Raw genomic sequence first — 6,000 nt, 5'->3', positions numbered from 1 at the left:
TTTTTAGATGTTGGTTGGGTTTGCTCACACGGATTATGCCACGGATATACGGATTAAGGGTCTAGTAGGGTGCGTTAAATTTGATTAACGCACCGCCTCTCCCATATATTTTTATGGATAAACTTCAGCACTGCCTCTCCCTCAGGTTTTTAGATGTTGGTTGGGTTTGCTCACACGGATTATGCCACGGATATACGGATTAAGGGTCTAGTAGGGTGCGTTAAATTTGATTAACGCACCGCCTCTCCCATATATTTTTATGGATAAACTTTAGCACTGCCTCTCCCATATATTTCGCTGCGTTACGCTTCTCTAAGACACCCTACTGCCGTGTCAAGACTAAAATTGTGGATTAGGAGCGAGCAACAAACGAAGACCTCTCCCCTAACCCCTCTCCTGCGAGGAGAGGGGATTACCCCCCTTCCCTCCTCCCCCCTTTCAAAGGGGGGCAAGGGGGGATAGGAAGGGGGTTGGGGGGTTAGGTTTTTAACCCACATTTTCAAGCTTGACACGACACTAGGTTGGGTTATACAGAAACCGGGTTTATCAACAAAATTTCGTGATTTGAACAACAATAATGCAATAAACCCAGTTTCTTATTGGATCAGTTCGGTACAATATTTACCTTAACTGTCACCCGTTCCTTAGTCTCAGGCAACTTCACAAAAAGTTTATCCGCATCAAAATCACTGTAGGGTTTACCATCAATTTCTACAGAACCAATTTTAATGCTACCAGGAGGCAAAATATCCGGCGACACTCGCAAAATATTATCAGGGAAACCACCAGGAATAGGCTTAAAATAAAAATCCATTGGCTGCTTAGTCACCAACAAATTAGTATAAACTGCAGCCAGATAACATAATTCTGTAGAGTGATAACCGCTCATGGAGTGGGAACCTTTACCCCGTTCGTTACCACTTGCCAAGAAAGGAATACCATTAGCAAGAACGTTGAAATAAACCCCACCATCTTCTGTATCCAAGAACCAAGCATTGTAAAAAGCAGCAGCTTCCCGCGCCAACCGATGATATTCTGGTTCTTTGAGAATTCCTGCCAGAATATAATAAGCTAAAATAGATTGTTCTTGCTGCCACCAAGCTTTGCGATCGTGCCAAACAAAACGGTGAGTCTTTTCATCTTCCCCTAATGCTCTTTCTACCACATCATACCAACCACCTCGTTGTTGGTCACTACCCACTGCTGGCATCACCTCAGCAATTTTCTTCGCCATATCAACATAAGCATCCTTGGGTTTGAGACTATTCATCCGCATCAAATTCCAAGCAATTTTCATGTTGTGACCAACTACTGCCCGGTTTTGCTGCCATCCCCAAGTTTGGTCTGGACTCCAGTCTTCAAAGAACTTTTCATTCACAAAGGGGCAATTTTCGTAGTCGGGGAAACGCTTTTCGATAGTATCAAAAGTGTATTCGAGCATATCTGCATATTCTGGTTTTTCTGTTGCTAACCAGAGATTAATTAGATACGCTGGTGCATGGTCACCAACTGAGTTCCAGTTTTTAGTACCTTTATTTCGACCTAATGACTCGCTCACTGCATCCAGGGTAATAGGATCTAGGTGAGAATAATAACCACCGCGATCGCTTTTATCTAGGAAAAAGTCGTTGAACAACTTAATGGTTTTCTCAGTATCATCCATGATCCGAGGATCGCCATTGAGACGATAAGTTTGCAACGGACCGGCGAGGGCATAAATTTGTTCATAAGCAGGAATAGCATCATAGTCATCGCCAAATTCTGAAGCGAAAATTTTCTGTTCCCGATCCCCTTGCACATCAATACCGTGATACCAATAAACGATACCTTCGTCTAAATCCACAAACCTCATGTGGTCTCGTAGATAGTCAGTACCTTTTTCTGCTGCTTCTAGGAAAATTTCTTCCCCAGTCATCATGTATCCTGTTGCCATCCCGTAAACCATCCGGGAGATAGTATCAGTTTCTTGACGGAAGTTTACCGTTGATTTGACACCAGACAGACTTAAAGTTGTGCGGTAGTTGCGGTAGTCTATTTCTTCGTCACCAAATTGAGCTTTCACATAAAAATTAGCTAGAGACCGAACCTGATCTACCCACCAGTTTTGTTTTTCAAATATGTAGTCATCTGCTTGGCGACCCACAAATACTATTTGTTTCGCTTCAAATATAGGACTATCTGGATAAAATACTCCATAAGTGAATAGATACCGACCAGGTACTAACATTGAGCGCATGGAACCTGTGGCATCCGGGTATGCTTCGTCTAAGTTTTGTACTAGCTTGGCATAACTGGTAGGAGTTAATTTAGCTTGAAATTCTCTGCCATCTGTTGTTTTGATGCCAAAAATATCTGTGCCTGAGTCGTACTTGGTAACATACCCGGCGATCAGGTCGGAGAAGGTAAACTCTACTGGGATACTCATGTTTTGATTATCTTTAATACTGTGTTTACAAGTTTTGAACAGAAAAGCTATTAATATTCATATAGCTAAAAAATAATTGGTTAGGACATAGACTGATGATGAATCTTAGACAACGGAAATGTTTTTCCAACTGTTCCCTATTCCCTATTCCCTATTCCCTAATTATTAGCTTCGATCGCCTCGACAAATTTTTCCATAAATTCATCTGTTACACCAGGATGTTTTGCTGTGATTAAGTTCCCATCAATAACTAAATCTGCTGTTTGGTCTCCATCAAATATTACATCTGCTCCAGCATTTTCTACATCACAAATGATATTATGAGCGCAAGTTACTTTTTTATCTTTCAGCATTTCATTGTCAGCACAAAACAGCCATAAACTATGACAAATTGCTCCTAATTTTACGTTGTCAGAACTGACAGCGTTGCGGAGAAATGCTACCGCTGGTGCTTGGTTTTTTTCACCTTTTTTGGGGTTAACCTGATAACGCAACCTATCCGTTGCATAAGCACCAATACAGATGATACCTTTATAATCTGAGGGTTTAATATCGTTAACTTCTGTGGTGACAGTAACTTGTTCTTCAACAATATTATTTTCTGGGTTAGAACCAAAATGTAATTCTTTTTGTCCCCATAAGTGAGTAATATATTCTACTTCATAGCCTTTTGTGGGAAAAAATTCATTAAATTTACGATATTCTGTAGAATCAAAGTGGTCTTCAATTAAGACTCCTATTTTACCTTTTGTTGCTGTTGCCATATTTTTTTTCTCCTGATCTTTTTTCTTTCTATGGTATACATCAAGGGGTAATTTGACTTTCAATCAATTGATTAGTCAAGATTTCTGAATAACTATTATAATTTTACAGATTGTTGTCTAATCTAATAAAAAATAACTATTCATCTGAACTTGATATTAGAGTTCCAACGACATTTCCATCAAAAGTCGATACCTTCTGTACCAAAATAACTAAAGGTAGATTGAATTTACCGAATATTTAATAATTAATAATTAAATAATTCAGCTTTATTAGTCTCCCCAATAAAGGGGAAAAAAATAAATTTTTTCCTTTTAGTCAATCCACTCCCTTTTAGGGAGTGGTAATTATCCATTATGTAGGATTTATGTGTAGGGGTGGTATTCCTGTGTCCGCTCCATGTAGGAGGATAATACAGGGGGGGAACCCCCCTAAATTTTCATTCTCCCGAAATGAACCTCTTTTTCAGAGATATCTAAATATTGTGTCTGATCATGTAGTAATCAATTTCAATAGTGATTCATCTGCAAACACATCGCGGTAGAACGTTAATTGTTCAGTTTTTAAATAACAACCACCTCTGTGACCCCGACGTACCCAAGTCACATTTCCCTTAGCAATAGTTTCGTTAGTTTCCAGATCCACACTCTTCCATTCAAAATATGTATGTTCTCCATAGAACATCACAATTGGCCAGCACATAATAACCCCTGGTTGAGAAATCAACGCCCACCAATGCTTTTCCCGTTCTTTTTGTTGTTCTAGACCCTGATAAGGTCCATCTTGGCAAAAATAAACTAAATCACTCCGATATTCATCGGTTAAAATATCACCACGTCCTTGTCTCAAAGCTTCACAATGAGTAGGCCACCAGTCTTTATTTTCTTTTTCTATCTGTTCTAATGTGTAGTCAGGACCGATCGTTGGTAATGTTGCTTCTTTCATCTTGCAGATTTCTTCAGCTTCAGCAATCATTTTTGTTGCAACATCAGCAGCTACTGGAATAGCTCTAGAGTAATCTGCTGCTAAATCTTTGTAGTAACTTGTGCGCGCCATAATATCCCTATTAGTTGTTGTTTACTTGGTTTAAACTAAGAATTAATCAGTCAATTGATTAGTCAACATTAGATCGACTACATCATTTTGTAGTTGATTGGCAGCTCCAATATCCATAATTAACTGTGCTACTGTTGAGCTTCGTTGACCTGCCAGGGTCATTTTACCATCATTCACAAATGTGTAAGCAGTTTTTTCGGGAAATGGTCTTATTTGTTTGACATACTTACTGTGTTCGCTCACTAACTCTTGATATTCTTTAGATAAGGAAAGTTGTTCTAGTTCTAAGCGGTTCCAGAAAGCTATCTCCATAGCAGCTTGATAATTTAGTTCTGGTGGTTCAGAGTGGGATACTCCACCTGCATCTGGCCTAGTGTTATCAACTTCCTCAAATAGATGTAATCGCAGTTTCAACACATGATCCATTTTGGCGAGAACTGGTGCAAACCTCTCTTTAAAGTATCCGCGAAAATCTTCCACACTTACTCCATCAGCTTTCCTGATCATGCAGTGGTACTTTTCTAACTCCTGATGGCCATTAGGAGAACCATTCTTAATTCCATCTTTGAAAGTAATAGAGTTACCAGGGCTGGTATTATAACCTATGGCTTTGCTGAAGATGTTATGCTCATCATCCATCAAAATAGCCGCAGCTTTGAACCATATTTCCCGGTCTTCTACTGTTTTGAAGGTTAACTCAGCAATACCATCAAAGTTTTCTTCTGGAGAAGAAGCATCCACTAAGTCTCCGATACTAGGCCATAATCCCCCATCATTATGGGCAACATGAAATTGCCAATATTGGTACTGACCTGGTAGACGGGCACAAACTGGTCCGTGAACATCTCTCCAATAATCATCAAATAGTTCTTGACTTATTCCTTTTCTTTTCCACAGAAGAACATAGAAAGCAAGTTGTACTTCCCAGTCACGACTGGAATAGTCAGCAAATTCTCCCTTATTGATCGTTGATAGCATAGTTTGTTGCCTTTGCTTTTCAGATATTACGAGTTTATCTATGGTTCTGCTGAAGTCACCCAAAGTCAAGGTTTTTGAAGCTAGACTAATCAAGCTTCAGTGCTTCAACAAGAACCATGCTACCACAGTTCTGTTACTTGATTTTCGACCAAGATTTTCAATTCTTGGCAAATAATCTAGAGAAAACAAACGATAATTATCCCAGTTGATGGAAGCTATTTTAAGCGCTTATGATTATTTTGGTGGGAATAATTCGTTTAATTCCTCTTTTAATTCCCCGAGAGCGCCAAAGCAACCTGCTGCTTTATTAAAGCCTGCATAAACACAGGTGAATACTAGCAGTTCCTCTATTTCTTCAAAAGTTGCTCCTTGAGACATTGCCATCTTAACGTGAGCGCCAAATGGGTTTCCTGGACCTACATGATCTTGATTAACTACATCTATTGCTACTGTAATTAGAGCTTTGGTTTTTTGGTCTATTATTGGTAGACCCCATGCTTCACCTGCTACACGAGTACAAAAGTCCCCAAATTTGGGGTTGATACTATTTAAGCCTTCTTGCAGTGCTTTGTCGTCCAATACTGCGTTTTTGTATGCCATAGTTATCTGCTTAATTTTTCAGTTCTGTAGTCTTTGTTCTCTGTTTAAGGAGTGCGATCGCACCAGCATAGCCTAGCAATATTCTATCGCTATTGCCTAGCATAATCGCTTTCTCAAACAATTTAACATTTTATCCGTTAGGAATCGATTGGTTTTTTAGTAGGCAGATGACGGCCACT

At 39.4% G+C, this 6,000-nt stretch carries 5 protein-coding genes; all 5 read right to left on the bottom strand.

What is annotated here, in order from left to right; all coding sequences use genetic code 11:
- Positions 1–604: 604 nt before the first annotated feature.
- Complete coding sequence (locus F6K40_RS19955; RefSeq protein ID WP_293138853.1) at positions 605–2,425, bottom strand: AGE family epimerase/isomerase; 1,821 nt, start codon at positions 2,423–2,425, stop codon at positions 605–607.
- A gap of 158 nt (positions 2,426–2,583) precedes the next feature.
- Entirely contained in the window at positions 2,584–3,189 is a 606-nt protein-coding gene (locus tag F6K40_RS19950; RefSeq protein WP_293138852.1) for a DJ-1/PfpI family protein, read from the bottom strand.
- Between the two features lie 490 nt (positions 3,190–3,679).
- Positions 3,680–4,243 (bottom strand): hypothetical protein, encoded by a 564-nt coding sequence (locus F6K40_RS19945; RefSeq protein ID WP_293138851.1) that lies wholly within the window; start codon positions 4,241–4,243, stop codon positions 3,680–3,682.
- Positions 4,244–4,285: 42 nt separating this feature from the next.
- Positions 4,286–5,221 carry an EthD domain-containing protein gene (locus F6K40_RS19940; protein ID WP_293138850.1) on the bottom strand — a complete coding sequence of 312 codons (936 nt, stop codon included), beginning with the start codon at positions 5,219–5,221 and terminating at the stop codon, positions 4,286–4,288.
- Between the two features lie 234 nt (positions 5,222–5,455).
- Entirely contained in the window at positions 5,456–5,821 is a 366-nt protein-coding gene (locus tag F6K40_RS19935; RefSeq protein WP_293138849.1) for a carboxymuconolactone decarboxylase family protein, read from the bottom strand.
- Positions 5,822–6,000 lie beyond the last annotated feature (179 nt).

Origin of the sequence: Okeania sp. SIO3I5 (genome assembly GCF_010672085.1) — a bacterium.
In the GTDB taxonomy this organism is placed as follows: Bacteria; Cyanobacteriota; Cyanobacteriia; order Cyanobacteriales; family Microcoleaceae; genus Trichodesmium.
The sequence above is the reverse complement of the archived record's forward strand: the minus strand, read 5'-3'. Positions and strand labels throughout refer to the sequence as shown.